Raw genomic sequence first — 14040 nt, 5'->3', positions numbered from 1 at the left:
AAGACGTTATTAAATTTTAATGCACACGTACTTTTCTTCTAAGTACTCATCAAGTCCTTGATGGCCGCCTTCACGCCCTAAACCTGACTGTTTAACGCCACCAAATGGCGCTACTGGGTTTGATATAACACCTTCATTTACGCCGATCATACCAAATTCAAGCCCTTCACTAATTCGGTAGACTTGCTTAATGTTTTGGCTGTAAAAATAAGCTGCTAGACCAAATGGTACATCGTTGGCAAGTGCAAGCACTTCACTTTCTTCATCAAAAGGAATAACCGTTAATACTGGCCCAAATACCTCTTCGTGGTAAATATCCATGTCAGTGGTTACATTATTCACTATTAATGGGTTTTGAAAGCTGCCATCTAAGTCACTATTATCGCCAATCAGCGTCGCGCCTTTATCGAGTGCGTCTTGTACTAACTGCTGCACTTTCTCTTTGGCTTTAGGGTAAATGAGTGGGCCAATATCAACATCGTCCTCAAAACCATTTGCCACTTTTAACGCTGCAACCTTAGGCGTGATTTTTGACAGTACCTTGTCGAGAATATTACGTTGTATAAAAATACGGTTTGCAGCAACACACGCCTGCCCACTATTTCTAAATTTAGCCGCCATTAGCCCTTCAACAGCTTCATCTAAATCTGCATTATCAAAAATGATAAAAGGCGCATTGCCGCCAAGCTCCATTGAAGTACGCTTGATTGTGCTTGCACACTGCGATAGTAATTGCTTACCTACACCGGTAGAGCCGGTAAATGTAAACTTACGCACAACGTCTGAGTCGGTTAACATTTTGCCTACTGTTTTGGCATCTTGTGAAACCAGTACATTAAATGCACCTTTTACAAAACCAGCTTGATCGGCCAGATAAGCAAGTGCAATGGCGCATAGTGGCGTATGTTCAGAAGGTTTAAGTATAAAGCTACAGCCCGCAGCATAAGCTGGAGCCACTTTACGAGTAACCATAGCAACAGGGAAGTTCCATGGCGTAATACCAGCTACAACACCTACAGGCTGCTTAAAGCTAGTTAAACGATGCGAGTCATCTGTTGGCGGAATTACATCTCCGTAACTACGTTTGGCTTCTTCTGCAAACCATTTGATAAACCCTGCACCGTAATCAATTTCACCAAAGGATTCTTTGAGTGGTTTACCTTGCTCTTTAGTCATTAGCTCTGCAAGTGTTTGCTTGTGCTTTATAACTAGCTCATACCAGCGCATCAAGGTTTCACTTCGCTCAGTAGCATTCGTCTCTTTTAACTTAACAAAAGCCCCTTGAGCTGCGGTTATTGCGCTATTTACACCCTGCTCGTCAATATCGCTTACTTCAACAATACTTTTTTCGGTAGCAGGATCGTTAACACTAAAGCGCGTATCAGTTTTATAAAATTCGCCGTTAATAAATGAGTCTGAAAAAATAAGATTACTCAAAATAGATCTCCTAAAGGCTACGTATAAAAATTACAGGTACGTGTTAATTTAGTAACAAGCGAGGTATAAAACCTCACCTACATCAATACATACACCAAACTTGTAGGTGTGAATTTATTTCGCGCTTATGCAACATAGCGAGGTATAAAACCTCACCTACATCAATACATACGCCAAACTTGTAGGTGCGAATTTATTTCGCGCTTATGCAACATAGCGAGGTGTAAAACCTCACCTACATCAACACATACACCAAACTTGTAGGTGTGAATTTATTTCGCGCTTATGCAACATAGCGAGGTATAAAACCTCACCTACATCAATACATACGCCAAACTTGTAGGTGCGAATTTATTTCGCGCTTATGCAACATAGCGAGGTGTAAAACCTCACCTACATCAACACATACACCAAACTTGTAGGTGCGAATTTATTTCGCGCTTATGCAACATAGCGAGATATAAAACCTCACCTACATCAACACATACGCCAAACTTGTAGGTGCGAATTTATTTCGCGCTTATGCAACATAGCGAGGTGTAAAACCTCACCTACATCAATACATACGCCAAACTTGTAGGTGCGAATTTATTTCGTGCTTATGCAACATAGCGAGGTATAAAACCTCACCTACATCAATACATACACCAAACTTGTAGGTGCGAATTTATTTCGCGCTTATGCAACATAGCGAGGTATAAAACCTCACCTACATCAACACATACACCAAACTTGTGGGTGCGAATTTATTTCGCGCTTATGTAATTTGGTTTTAATGCAGCTTTAATGCAAAACAAAGCGAGATATAAAGCCTCACTTACAAAAATGAACGTATACAAACAAAAAAGCCGCTGTATCAAACAGCGGCTTTTAATAAATTTATCGTTAAAAACTAGTGCTCTTCATTAACGATATTGAGATTGTACTTAGGTATTTCAACCACTAGGTCTTCATCTCTTATAATTGCTTGGCAACCAAGGCGCGATTCAGGCTCTAAACCCCATGCTTTATCTAGCATGTCATCTTCTAGCTCATCACTTTCGTCAAGTGAATCAAATCCTTCACGAATCACTAAGTGACACGTAGTACATGCACACGACTTTTCACAGGCATGCGCAATGCTAATACCATTTTTAAGTGCAGCGTCGAGTACCGTTTGACCTGTAGGAGCTTCAATTGCAGCGCCGTCAGGACATAATTCAGGATGTGGAAGAAAAACAATTTGTGGCATTCTAATCTCTCTTAAATGTTGTCTACTGACTGCCCTGTAAGGGCCTTTTTAATTGATGCATCCATTCTACGCGATGCAAAATCGCTACTCGCATTATCGACTTTTTCGATAGCTGCTTTAATTTCACTAGGCTCTTGTGCATTTTCGCGCACTTTTACCAGTTCTGCAATTTCAGCGCGTAAGTTAGCTAGTTGCGTATCGTCAAGCAATGCTCCATCGCTTGCAAGTGATGCATTAAGCGCTTCAATTACGCGCAGTGCTTCTACTTGTTGCTCTTTAAGCATACGCGCTTGCATATCGCCTTTAGCGTTACTCATTGACTCTTTTAGCATATTAGCGACCTGATCGTCAGATAAACCAAACGACGGCTTAACCTGAATCTCAGCTTGTACGCCTGTTGATTTTTCCATAGCTGAAACACTTAATAGACCATCGGCATCAACTTTGAAGGTAACACGAATATGCGCAGCGCCTGCCGCCATTGGTGGAATACCTTTTAAGCTAAACTTAGCAAGCGATCGACAATCATCAACAAGCTCACGCTCACCTTGCAGCACATGTAATGACATGGCTGTTTGGCCATCTTTAAACGTTGTAAATTCTTGTGCGCGTGCTACCGGAATTGTCGTGTTACGTGGGATGATTTTTTCAACCAAACCACCCATCGTTTCAAGGCCCAGTGATAACGGTAATACATCAAGCAATAACATGTCAGAATCGGGCTTATTGCCAATTAACACGTCGGCTTGAAGCGCGGCACCTAAGGCTACAACACGATCAGGATCGATTGAAGTTAGCGGCTCTTTATCAAAAAAACTTTGTACTTGGCTACGTACTAATGGCATACGGGTTGAGCCGCCTACCATAATAACTTGCAGTATTTCTTCGTTTTCTATGCCAGCATCTTTTACAGCACGACGACACGAACGCAGTGTTTTTTTAACCAGCGGCATAGCCATTTCGTCAAACGTTTCGCGCGTTACTTCTACTGTGTATTTTTGATCGTCAAACTCAAGACCCACGTTTACTTTAGCGTATTGGCTTAATGCTTCTTTACAGGCTTTTGCTTTATTGATGAATAAACGTAAAACTGAAGACGATAACGCCGACACACCAGTTTGCTGCTTAAAGTAATCAACAAGGAGCGAGTCAAAGTCATCGCCACCGAGGCTAGAGTCGCCACCGGTTGCCATTACTTCAAATACACCTTGATGTAGTCTAAGTACTGAGATATCAAATGTGCCACCGCCTAAATCGTAAACAGCAATAATACCTTCTTGACCTGAATCTAAGCCATAAGCAACGGCTGCTGCTGTTGGCTCGTTTAATAAACGAAGTACGTTAATGCCTGCAAGCTCTGCGGCATCTTTAGTACTTTGGCGCTGTGCGTCATCAAAGTACGCAGGTACTGTAATTACAGCCCCTAAAATTTCTTGGTTGCCAAAACTTTGCTCAGCTCGTGCTTTTAATGCAGCTAAAATATGGCTTGATGCTTTAATTGGACTAATTTTACCTGCCGCAGTTTCTATTGCTAGCGCACCATTGTGCTCACAAAATTCATACGGTAGTTGCCCATAACTTTGCTCTATTTCAGCCTGAGTTTTACCTAAAAAACGCTTAACCGAAATAAGTGTATTAGCAGGGTCTTGCGTTGCTGCTTGAGCAGCCTCTGCGCCAACAGTAATACCGCCTGCTTGATAACGAACAACCGACGGTAACATAGCCGCGCCAAGATCATCAGTTAACGTGCGGGCTTCGCCACTTTGCACTGTTGCAACTAATGAATTGGTTGTACCAAGGTCAATACCAATCGCTAGTTTATGTTCGTGTGGTGCCGCGCTCTGCCCCGGCTCAGCAATTTGCAATAATGCCATAATGCTCTTTAAACTCGTGTTGCTCGCTTTGCAGCAAGTAATTAATCGTCAAATAAACTGTCTTCAATACGCTCTAGTTCGTCACGTAACTTATAAACAAACTTCAGTTTACGAATATTATCAGCGGCAAGTTGATATTGCTGCTCATCGTTACTTGCGAGTTGCTCGGCAAGTTGTGCACTGTACTGCGTGTTTAGTTGCTTAATTTGTTTTTCAAAATTTGCAATCGCAGTATCAGGATCGCTTGCTGATGTTAGCTCTTCAAGTTCTTCGCGAAGTTCCATTTGTTGCATTAAAAACATTGGATCTTGCAAGGTTTGCTGCTCTGCACGAATATCAACGCCTAGCTCGCTCAGCATATATTCGGCACGTTTGACTGGGTGCTTTAATGTTTGTAGCGCATCGTTAATTTCGGCGGCGCTTTGCACTGCCATTAACTTATCACGGCTACTCGCGTTCGCGTGGCGATCTGGATGTACAGTACGCTGTAATTCCAAGTAGTGCTTGTTAACTGTTGCTAAATCAATATTGTAATCAACGGGGACTGCAAATAATTCAAAGTAACGCATAACTTCAACCAATAAAATTCAGAAATTAATTTCAAAAATAACAAAGCCCTACATTAACTGGCAGGGCTTATTGATACTACAAAGATATTTTAAGCTTAAACGGTAAAGCTTTCGCCACAACCACACTCATCTGCTTGATTAGGGTTTCTAAATTTAAACCCTTCATTTAAGCCTTCTTTAGTGTAATCGAGCTCTGTGCCGTCAATGTAAACTAAGCTTTTAGCGTCAACAATTAAGGTGACACCTTTAGCCGCAAAAATTTCATCGTCTTCGTTTAAATCGTCAACAAACTCAAGTACATAAGCAAGACCTGAACAGCCCGTCGTTTTAATGCCAACGCGCAGGCCTAAACCTTTGCCGCGGTTTGCTAAAAATGATTGTACGCGGTTTGCTGCCGCATCTGTCAATGTCACTGCCATGAGTTTCTCTTCTTACTTCGCTTGTTTGCTTTTGTAGTCTGCAATTGCTGCTTGAATTGCGTCTTCGGCTAAAATTGAACAGTGAATTTTCACTGGTGGTAATTCAAGCTCTGCACTGATATCAGTGTTTTTAATTGTCGCTGCTTCGTCTAGCGTTTTGCCTTTAACCCACTCTGTTACAAGTGAAGAAGAAGCAATTGCGCTACCACAACCGTAGGTTTTGAATTTTGCATCTTCAATAACGCCTTCGGCAGATACTTTGATTTGCAATTTCATTACGTCACCACATGCTGGTGCGCCTACCATACCCGTTGCCACTGACGGATCGTTCTTATCTAGAGTACCTACGTTACGTGGGTTTTCTACGTGGTCGATTACTTTATCACTATAAGCCATTATTCTATCCTCATTACCTGCTAGGGTATGTGCTCACACTATTAGTGGTGAGCCCATTCAACTGAATCTAAATCAATACCTTCTTGATGCATCTCCCAAAGTGGAGACATCTCACGTAGGCGACCGATAGAGTTTTTCATTAATTCGACGGTGTAATCAATCTCTTCTTCGGTAGTAAAGCGACCAATACTAAAACGAATTGAGCTATGTGCTAATTCGTCGTTACGGCCAAGTGCACGCAGTACATAAGAAGGCTCTAAGCTTGCAGATGTACAGGCTGAACCTGACGATACTGCAATGTCTTTTACTGCCATAAGTAACGACTCACCTTCAACAAAGTTAAAGCTGATGTTTACAATGCCAGGTACTGATTGGTCTTGTGTGCCGTTAAAGTATACTTCGTCCATATCAGCCATAATGCCGTCGATTAAACGATTACGTAGTGCGCTGATGTGTGCGTGATCTTTTTCGAAATCTTGCTTAGCAATTTTAAACGCAGTACCCATACCCACTAATTGGTGAGTTGCTAGTGTACCAGAGCGCATACCACGTTCATGTCCGCCACCGTGCATTTGCGCTTCAAGGCGAGCACGTGGTTTACGACGAACGTAAAGTGCACCAACACCTTTAGGGCCATACACTTTATGTGCAGAGAACGACATAAAATCAACTTTAAGTTGTTGCACGTCGATTAATACTTTACCCGCGCTTTGCGCTGCATCTACGTGGAACATAATTTTACGTTCGCGACACATTTCGCCTATAGTCGCGATATCTTGAATTACACCTAGCTCGTTATTAACGTGCATGATGCTTACAAGTACTGTGTCGTCACGCATTGTGTCGGCAAGTTTTTGCAAATCAAGTAGGCCATTTTCTTCAACGTCCATGTAAGTTACTTCAAAACCCTGGCGCTCAAGTTCACGACATGTGTCGATTACAGCTTTATGCTCAGTTTTAGCGGTAATAACGTGCTTACCTTTTTTCTTATAAAACTGTGCTGCACCTTTAATAGCTAGGTTATTTGATTCTGTTGCACCCGATGTGAAAACAATTTCACGTGGGTCTGCATTAATTAAATCAGCAATATCTGTACGCGCTTGGTCAACAGCTTCTTCTGCTTGCCAACCAAAACGGTGTGAGCGTGACGCAGGATTACCAAACTTACCGTCCATTGTAAGGCACTGCATCATTTCTTTAGCAACACGTTCATCAACAGGCGTGGTCGCTGCGTAATCTAAATAAATCGGTAACTTCATTTCTCTCTCCGCTGCAGGTCAACCTTAAAGTTGACAGCTTACTTGAATGTTTTCCAACTGCTTAATTGCATTATTGATACTGTTATCTTGGCGAGATGCTATTTCTTTCACATCTGATTTTTCCACCAATTCAGCAAGGGTAATATTATTCAAAAATTCTTCTATGCGTGCGCTTAAGTCTGACCACAAATTATGTGTTAAACAGCGCATACCACTTTGACAGCCGGTATCGGCACCTTGGCAACGTGTAGCATCGACCGATTCGTCTACGGCGCTAATAATATCACCAACAGAGATAACGCCCGCTTCACGCCCTAGTAAATAACCACCACCAGGCCCACGAACAGAACTTACTAAGCCATTTTTACGTAAACGAGCAAATAATTGTTCAAGGTATGACAAAGAAATTTCTTGTCGCTGTGAAATATCAGCAAGGGCTACAGGACCTACACCTGTGTGCAGTGCAACATCCAGCATCGCTGTAACGGCATATCTGCCTTTTGATGTTAACTTCATAACGCCCCCTGCACAAAGAGTGCAAATTTTAATTACCAGAGTAAATTAGTCAAGTATTATCACTTGATAAAAATTTGATTTAAAACTCTTACTTATTAAATTGTAGAGTTAACAAATTTTTTAATACCTGACCTCTTTGGTCAAGTATTACAGCCATTGTAATTACCTGAGTATTTTAGTCAAGTATTAGCTAGTTATTTAACCACTGGTTTTTATAACTAATCGCTATACCTAAGTTACTTAACCTGAACTCTGGTTACTTAGGGATAGACTTATTAATTGAAGTGAGAATACCGCGTAGAATGTTCATCTCTGCATCTTCTGGACGAGCACGGTTAAATAAACGACGTAGTTTTGTCATTACAATACCTGGGTGCTGTTTTATGATGAAACCGGTGTTAAATAGTGTCTCTTCAAGGTGGTCATAAAACAACTCAGTTTGTTTTGAGCTTGGGTAAACAGTGTCATCTTCTTCAACCTTTTTAGGTTGTTGATTTAAAAACGCCATACGCGTTTCGTAACACAGAGTTTGCACAGCCATCGCTAAATTAAGCGAGCTGTATTCAGGATTCGCAGGGATGCATACATGGTAATTACAAAGCTGTAATTCGTCGTTGCTTAAACCACTGTTTTCGCGACCAAATACTAATGCCACAGGGCCATTTATAGCTTCCGCAACGAGCTTTTCACCACATTCACGAGGTTCAACCATAGGCCAAGAAAGCGTACGTGAACGTGCACTTGTACCAATTGTTAATGCACAATCGGCAATGGCTTCTTCAACTGTACCAACAATAACAGCATTACCTAAAACATCACTAGCACCTGCAGACAAAGCACTCGCGTGGCTGTCTATTTCACATGCAGGGTCAACTAAATACAGTTTTGATAAACCCATGGTTTTCATGGCGCGAGCCGCCGAACCAATATTGCCTGAGTGTGATGTGTTAACTAAAACAACGCGAATATCATCTAAGATCATTGCTATGCTACTTACCTATACCAAAAAATTGCGCGAATTCTAACACGAAAGTGTAATAAGATCCTAGATTCAAAAGGCGAGATCCTAAGATCTGGCCTAATATAAGGCATCTTACGTGAGTCGACTTTAATGTCGCTGCAAGCAAACTATAAACTATGGTTTCAGCGACAATTTAATTGTATAAAAACACCAATCTATTCTTAGTGTTTAAACCATTGCCGCTTTTACATACACATCAAAACGGTTCTTTTTGGTTTTAATTTGCATACTTGGGGTTTTGTCATTTAAAAATGGGGCGTAATCGGGACGTTTTACTACTACGCGCTTACTGGCAAGTGGGTAGGCGAATTCGAGTAAATCGTCAGCGTCGGTATCTGCACCAACAAGCTCTTGAAATACACGCATTTCTTTTTTTACTAATGCTGATTTTTCGCGATGCGGGAACATAGGATCTAAATAAACCACATCGGGCATGCTTTCACATTGCGATAGTAGAGTGTGGCTTGAGCCAAATATAAGGCTCATGCTTTGCTTCATCCATGCGCCAATTTCAATGTCGTTATAAGCACGTTGCAAACCATCATACAATAACGCGGCGACTACGGGGTGGCGCTCATGTAATATAACGTTGCATCCAAGTGACGCAAGTACAAAACCATCACGCCCTAAGCCGGCAGTTGCATCAAGCACTACGGGCGTTGCGCCTTTATTTAAGCCAACCGCTTTGGCAATTGCTTGGCCTTTACCTCCACCAAACTTGCGCCTATGCGCCGCTGCGCCGGTTACAAAATCAACGTTGATCGCGCCTAATTTGGGTTCATCCGTTTTATATAAACTCAGGCCGCTATCGTCGTAATTCAGCCGAAAACCATTGTTTTTCTCTGCCCATTGAGCCAAACCAAAACGCGTTTCTAACTCATTTAAATAAGGGCGACACTCTTTAAAAGCACACTGAATAACCACTCTACACTCCGACGATAAAATACCTATTTAGTATATCAATCAGTACAGGTTAAAGCACTAAAATAGCTCTATATCGTTATTTTCAGTGGTATTTTGTAAGACAACTTCACTATCGTTACTACGCAAGCTAGCGAGTAGCCCATTACGAGTTTCACTAATTTGCTTAAGCTGACATTTAATAAATGCTAAATCGCTATTAGCAGAAGTAAACAACTGCATAGTTTTATCTAGCTTGGTAAAGTAAGACGTTAAGTCACAAATATTATCACTCTCTTTTTGCACTTTAATTGCACTATCAAGCTCACTTAATTGCTCTATAAGCTGTTTAGCAATACTGTTTTTTGCCTGGCCCTGAGAATCTAATTGCTTCACTATGTCTTCAAGCACGATGCCTATTTGCGTGGCCTGTTCGTAGCTATTTTCATTATTTTGTATAGTGATCACTTTTTCATTGGTGATCTCCAATATGTGTGGAAACAAATCTTTGTAATGCCCAAATTTAGCGCTATCGTCAACGGGCATGTTTTTTATCAGTAATGATATTTTAGGGTAATTAATAATTGTGCTGGAGCTAATATCGACAAACCGCTGTGCATGCCTATGTTGTTCTAATAACTCTTGTTCTAATGGGCACACTGCACTTTGCTGAGAATAAAATATGCCTCTACTTTCATACCAAAAAACAACAACAACATCTAAATCTAAATGTGTAAAAAATGCTAAAAAATATTCGCTTAATGATGAGAAATTATTAGCATGATAACTTTGCCCAACGTAGCGTATTATTCGGCCCATATCACCTGATTCAGTCATGGCCATTTCGGCTGTTTTATTTGCGTGAGCTACATCATATTTTAACTTTATGCCTTGCTGTCGATATTCGTAAAGCACTTTTATACGCGCCATTAATTCTTCTGCGTTAAAAGGCTTAGCTATATAGTCAGATGCACCAGCACTGTAACCTTTAACACGATCAGCCAACTCAATGTTGGATGATAAAAACATAACGGGAATATCTTTGGTTAGCTCATTTTTTTTAATCGTTTGGCAAACTTCAAAGCCTGATTTACCCGGCATTTCTATATCGAGCAAAATAATGTCGGGGTTATATTTATTAGCGAGCCTTAAACCTTCATCCCCATCTTTTGCATGAATAATTTTACAAAACCCTGCTAAAGACTCCTCTATTATATGGTGAACCAACTTATCGTCATCAATTGCCAATATTAGCTTTGCCATGCCCTAGTCCATTTTATTAGGTATGTTAAGAGCATAGCTCGGTAGACTGAATTTACTAAAAATTTTAGTGAATAAGTTAAGGCGTATTGATCTTTGTGGATTGAAATTTGTCCCTAGAAAGAACACAAAGGGCAGCGCATGTTTGGCATTTATGCTGCGTTATCGCCTATTTATGGGGAATAACCACACTACATAGGCTCTGCCTTGCCTAAATACCAAACAGTCTGCTGCAAATTCACCCACCAAAGATCAACACGCCCTAAAATTTAGATAATAAAAAAGCGCCATTAGGCGCTTTAATTTGGTTTGTGCTAAATATTAGCTTTTTTAAGCTGCAATACCGCTGTGGCGTAGTAACGCGTCAACATTAGGCTCACGACCACGGAACTTTTTAAATAATTCCATTGGCTCTTCACTGCCGCCTTTTTCTAAAATATTTTGCATGAAAGCTTGCCCGGTTTGCGGGTTAAAAATACCTTCTTCTTCAAATTTAGAATAAGCATCAGCAGATAGAACTTCAGCCCATTTATATGAGTAATAACCAGCGCTGTAACCGCCTGCAAAAATGTGGCTAAAGCCATGCTGAAAACGGTTAAACTCAGGTGGATTAACGACCGAGGTACGGCTACGCACATCGTTTAGTACGGCTTGAATTTGACACTCTTCACCCGCTTTATAATCATTGTGGATTTTAAAGTCGAATAACGAGAACTCAATTTGACGTAGCATTTGCATGCCTGAGTTGTAGTTTTTAGCCGCTAGTAGCTTATCAAGTAGCTCTTTAGGTAACGGCTCGCCCGTTTCATAATGACCTGAAATAAAGCTCAATGCTTCTTCTTCATAACACCAGTTTTCTAAAAACTGACTAGGAAGCTCTACCGCATCCCACGCTACACCATTAATACCCGCAACAGGAGCAGCATCAACTTGTGTAAGCATGTGGTGAATACCATGACCAAACTCGTGGAATAAGGTTGTCACCTCGTCATGAGTAAACAATGCAGGTTTATCGCCAACCGCTTTATTAAAGTTACACACTAAATAAGCCACTGGAGTTTGTAGTTCGCCGTTAGCACGTACTTTACGACCCATACAGTCATCCATCCACGCCCCACCGCGTTTACGGTCGCGTGCATATAAATCGAGGTAAAAACGTCCACGTAAGGTATTGCTGCTATCTACAATTTCAAAAAAACGTACATCTTTGTGATAAGTATCAAAGTCAGTAACTTCTTTTACGCTAATACCAAATAAGCGGTTAACGGTTTCGAATAAGCCACTTAATACTTTATTTGCAGGGAAGTAAGGACGTAGTACTTCATCTGAAATAGCGTATTTTTCTTGCTTAAGTTTTTCGCTGTAGTAACCAAAATCCCATGCTTCTAATTCAGAAATACCATGCTTTTGCTCAGCATAGGCTTTTAACTCTGCCACTTCTTGCTCTGCTTGTGGTTTTGATTTAGCCGCTAGGTCTTCTAAAAACGAGAATACTTGCGCCGGTGTTTCGGCCATTTTAGTTGCCAGTGACTTTTCAGCGTAGCTGTTAAATCCTAGTAACTGTGCAAGTTCATGGCGAAGCGCAAGCTCCTCACTCATAATCTCTGAGTTATCAAATTCACCGGCATTAGGGCCTTGATCTGATGCGCGCGTAGAAAACGCGGTGTAAGTTTCTCTGCGGAGTTCGCGGTTATCTGCATAGGTCATAATTGGTAAATACGACGGGAAATCAAGGGTAAATACCCAACCGTCTAACTCTTTACTTTTTGCTGTGTCAGCTGCAAGCGCTAAAGCAGATTCTGGCAAGCCAGCTAAGTCGCTTTCATCAGTAATATGTTTGTGCCAAGCAAGTGTGGCATCCATTACGTTGTTGCCAAATTTTGAGGCTAGTTCTGATAAACGCGCGCTAATTTCGCCGTAGCGTTTTTGCTGCTTCGGTGCTAATGCAATACCCGATAATTTAAAATCACGCAGCGCATTAGTAATTGTTTTTTGCTGTGCTGTAGTCAGCGTTTTAAATTCGTCGCTGTTATAAAGCGTATTATACGCGTTGTATAAACCTTGGTGCTGACCTACAAATGTTGAATATTCTGATATTAACGGTAAGCATTGCTCGTAAGCTTCACGTAATTCGTCGTTATTCATTACTGAATTTAAATGCGATACAGGGGAAAACATGCGCGATAATTTATCGTCAGCTTCTTCAAGGGGTAATACTAAGTCATCCCACGTGTACGAACCTTTCGCTAGCACGTCATCAATAGCTTTACGACAAAGCTCAATACCGTCTTTTAGTGCTGGTACTACGTACTCAGGCTTTATTTTTGAAAATGGTGGTAAGCCTTCAAGGCCAATTAGTGGGTTGCTCATAAATACTCTCTTTGCGTTAATGCATTACGTTTTAAATTGGGTCTAAAAGTAAAAAAACAACTCAACTGCTTTTAAGTTGTGTAATTTTAATAGGGTTGCTCTAAAGCAAAGCACAAATAACCCATTAATGAATCGGCCACTTTATAACGTTCTAACACCGTATCAACTAGGTTATTGCTGCATATTTGCTTTTGAGTAAGTGGGCTAATGGCTATAAAGTCTTTTCGTTTGAGCTCATCTATTAAGGGATGCTCTTTTTCAAAACCTCTTGGTGGGCGTTTTAGCGACTCTCCTGACATTTCAAATATAGATTTAAATTGCTCATCATAAATTGCTTTTTTATAGCTATTTGGGTTTTCATCTATGCAGGTTCTAATTGCGTTAAGCGCCTTTGATTCTGGTCGCCAAATACCAGCACCTATAAAACATTCGTCATTTGCTAAGTGAAAATAAAAACCAGGGGCGTGTACGTCTTTTCCCATAAAATGGCGAAATTGAATTCCTACATTAATTTTATATGGGGTTTTATCTTTACTAAAACGCGCGTCTTTATGGATTCTCATTAAACTACCGCCGACTTTTTTATCTGATGCGACAAAATGGCTAGAAACCTCAGCAAGTGGTGCTTGCATTTGCCTAATGAAATCTAAAGCGGGCTCTCTTACGTATTCCTCATACTGTGATTTATGGTCGTTAAACCAGTCTCTATTATTGTTTTGATCAAGCTGAGCAAGAAATTCGAATGTTTTTTACTAAACATAGGTCACCTAAACACTCTTTATTTTTAA

General features: G+C 40.8%; 12 protein-coding genes and 1 pseudogene. All 13 read right to left on the bottom strand.

The genetic code is table 11. From position 1 onward, the window contains the following. Positions 1-9 precede the first annotated feature (9 nt). Positions 10-1437 carry an NAD-dependent succinate-semialdehyde dehydrogenase gene (locus tag P4S65_RS06755; protein WP_337119793.1) on the bottom strand — a complete coding sequence of 476 codons (1428 nt, stop codon included), beginning with the start codon at positions 1435-1437 and terminating at the stop codon, positions 10-12. A gap of 892 nt (positions 1438-2329) precedes the next feature. Next, positions 2330-2668 (bottom strand): ISC system 2Fe-2S type ferredoxin, encoded by a 339-nt coding sequence (gene fdx / locus P4S65_RS06750; protein ID WP_007377671.1) that lies wholly within the window; start codon positions 2666-2668, stop codon positions 2330-2332. An 11-nt stretch (positions 2669-2679) separates the two neighbouring features. Further along, on the bottom strand, positions 2680-4542 hold the full coding sequence (hscA, locus tag P4S65_RS06745; RefSeq protein WP_007377672.1) for a Fe-S protein assembly chaperone HscA: 1863 nt from the start codon (positions 4540-4542) through the stop codon (positions 2680-2682). A 41-nt stretch (positions 4543-4583) separates the two neighbouring features. Then, positions 4584-5111: a co-chaperone HscB gene (gene hscB, locus P4S65_RS06740; RefSeq protein WP_096792404.1), complete on the bottom strand. Its 528-nt coding sequence runs from the start codon at positions 5109-5111 to the stop codon at positions 4584-4586. A gap of 95 nt (positions 5112-5206) precedes the next feature. Next, positions 5207-5530, bottom strand: a complete 324-nt coding sequence (gene iscA, locus P4S65_RS06735) for an iron-sulfur cluster assembly protein IscA (protein WP_096792403.1) — start codon at positions 5528-5530, stop codon at positions 5207-5209. A gap of 12 nt (positions 5531-5542) precedes the next feature. Beyond that, the gene (iscU, locus tag P4S65_RS06730) at positions 5543-5926 is read right to left on the bottom strand and encodes a Fe-S cluster assembly scaffold IscU (protein ID WP_007377675.1); all 384 of its coding nucleotides are present in this window, start codon (positions 5924-5926) and stop codon (positions 5543-5545) included. A 41-nt stretch (positions 5927-5967) separates the two neighbouring features. After that, the gene (locus P4S65_RS06725; protein WP_002958425.1) at positions 5968-7185 is read right to left on the bottom strand and encodes an IscS subfamily cysteine desulfurase; all 1218 of its coding nucleotides are present in this window, start codon (positions 7183-7185) and stop codon (positions 5968-5970) included. A 24-nt stretch (positions 7186-7209) separates the two neighbouring features. Then, a complete protein-coding gene (gene iscR, locus P4S65_RS06720; RefSeq protein WP_002958424.1) occupies positions 7210-7701 on the bottom strand; it encodes a Fe-S cluster assembly transcriptional regulator IscR in 492 nt (163 codons plus the stop codon). A 256-nt stretch (positions 7702-7957) separates the two neighbouring features. Next, positions 7958-8683 (bottom strand): tRNA (cytosine(32)/uridine(32)-2'-O)-methyltransferase TrmJ, encoded by a 726-nt coding sequence (gene trmJ / locus P4S65_RS06715; RefSeq protein ID WP_096792402.1) that lies wholly within the window; start codon positions 8681-8683, stop codon positions 7958-7960. Between the two features lie 207 nt (positions 8684-8890). Continuing rightward, positions 8891-9646, bottom strand: a complete 756-nt coding sequence (locus tag P4S65_RS06710; protein WP_007377683.1) for a class I SAM-dependent methyltransferase — start codon at positions 9644-9646, stop codon at positions 8891-8893. Between the two features lie 57 nt (positions 9647-9703). Then, positions 9704-10885 carry a response regulator transcription factor gene (locus P4S65_RS06705; protein WP_337119792.1) on the bottom strand — a complete coding sequence of 394 codons (1182 nt, stop codon included), beginning with the start codon at positions 10883-10885 and terminating at the stop codon, positions 9704-9706. A 327-nt stretch (positions 10886-11212) separates the two neighbouring features. After that, a complete protein-coding gene (gene prlC, locus P4S65_RS06700; protein WP_306725130.1) occupies positions 11213-13252 on the bottom strand; it encodes an oligopeptidase A in 2040 nt (679 codons plus the stop codon). 86 nt (positions 13253-13338) lie between these two features. Next, positions 13339-14001: pseudogene (locus P4S65_RS06695) on the bottom strand (DUF2461 domain-containing protein); the annotation flags it as partial. Positions 14002-14040: the final 39 nt, after the last annotated feature.

Source organism: Pseudoalteromonas sp. B131b (genome assembly GCF_037162545.1).
Classification (GTDB): domain Bacteria; phylum Pseudomonadota; class Gammaproteobacteria; order Enterobacterales; family Alteromonadaceae; genus Pseudoalteromonas; species Pseudoalteromonas fuliginea.
Note: the sequence above shows the minus strand (reverse complement) of the source record. Positions and strands in the feature narration are given on the sequence as shown.

Excerpts from the sequence above, each read along its gene's own strand:
- fdx (WP_007377671.1), bottom strand. The coding sequence starts at position 2,668 with ATGCCACAAATTGTTTTTCTTCCACATCCTGAATTATGTCCTGACGGC.
- hscA (WP_007377672.1), bottom strand. The coding sequence starts at position 4,542 with ATGGCATTATTGCAAATTGCTGAGCCGGGGCAGAGCGCGGCACCACAC.
- hscB (WP_096792404.1), bottom strand. The coding sequence starts at position 5,111 with ATGCGTTACTTTGAATTATTTGCAGTCCCCGTTGATTACAATATTGAT.
- iscA (WP_096792403.1), bottom strand. The coding sequence starts at position 5,530 with ATGGCAGTGACATTGACAGATGCGGCAGCAAACCGCGTACAATCATTT.
- iscU (WP_007377675.1), bottom strand. The coding sequence starts at position 5,926 with ATGGCTTATAGTGATAAAGTAATCGACCACGTAGAAAACCCACGTAAC.
- P4S65_RS06725 (WP_002958425.1), bottom strand. The coding sequence starts at position 7,185 with ATGAAGTTACCGATTTATTTAGATTACGCAGCGACCACGCCTGTTGAT.
- iscR (WP_002958424.1), bottom strand. The coding sequence starts at position 7,701 with ATGAAGTTAACATCAAAAGGCAGATATGCCGTTACAGCGATGCTGGAT.
- trmJ (WP_096792402.1), bottom strand. The coding sequence starts at position 8,683 with ATGATCTTAGATGATATTCGCGTTGTTTTAGTTAACACATCACACTCA.
- P4S65_RS06705 (WP_337119792.1), bottom strand. The coding sequence starts at position 10,885 with ATGGCAAAGCTAATATTGGCAATTGATGACGATAAGTTGGTTCACCAT.
- prlC (WP_306725130.1), bottom strand. The coding sequence starts at position 13,252 with ATGAGCAACCCACTAATTGGCCTTGAAGGCTTACCACCATTTTCAAAA.